This is a genomic window from Erwinia sp. MYb416 (assembly GCF_037479575.1).
GTDB lineage: Bacteria > Pseudomonadota > Gammaproteobacteria > Enterobacterales > Enterobacteriaceae > Erwinia > Erwinia rhapontici.
Map to the genome: position 1 here is coordinate 1 of NZ_JBBGYT010000344.1, position 857 is coordinate 857.

Annotated in this window: 1 protein-coding gene; it reads right to left on the minus strand. The window is 57.2% G+C overall.

Translation table 11 applies throughout. From position 1 onward, the window contains the following. Positions 1 to 857: AsmA family protein (locus tag WH277_RS04070; protein WP_339504494.1), on the minus strand; the 857-nt coding region annotated here is incomplete at both ends.

Below are 857 nucleotides of genomic sequence, written 5' to 3' on the forward strand. Positions count from 1 at the left end.
ACTGATGTTGTTTGGCAATTCAAACCCATTCAATAACGGAGTGAGTGCAAACTGCTTCAGGTCTGGCTGGAAGGCCACTTTAGTCTGGGCGCTACGCACATCAATCGTACCCGGCAGAGAGAAACTGCCGTCAGCGGCCTGGCCATTGAAGGTTTTCACCGTCAGTAACCCCTCTTCACTGGCGGCGTCCAGCTGCACATTGTTCATCTGCAGCCCGCGCCAGTTGAGTTTATCGGCCACGAGGGAGAGTTGGCCGTCCATCGCATTGAGCGGGGAATTGGCATTATCATACTCTGGCAACGCAGCAATCACCGGTGCAGGGCCGGAACGCTGTTCGGCCCCGGTGCCCCCCCCGGCAGAAACCGGGTTCAGGCCCAGTAAGGCATCCAGATTGAGACTGGCCGCGTGCAGACTGGCAACCACCTGGGGGCGCGTGCCCAGCGATCCGGACACCGTGCCGGTGAGCTGACTGTCATTGGCACTGAGACTGATATCTTCAAGACTGAACTGACGGGTTGGCGACGTCCAGTGGGCTTTCATCCGGGCGCTGCCCTTCACGCCGTCCTGAGGAAGATCGGCCCCTTTGAGTTGGTAATCGAACTGATTGATGACCGCACCAACGTGTCGCGGATAATCGGTAATATCCAGATCGCTATCCATGCTCACCTGCAACTCGCGCTGGTCACGGTTAATCCGGCTGCTCAGCGTGATATGTGCACGGCGAGGCTGCGTCTGATCCAGCGCCAGATTAAAATCACGCACGTTCAGTTGTTCACCGTTACTTTGCTGCCAGACCAGCAGGCTGTCAGCAATGCGCAGATGGGAAATATCGAACTTCCAGCCATGCGTTACGTCAC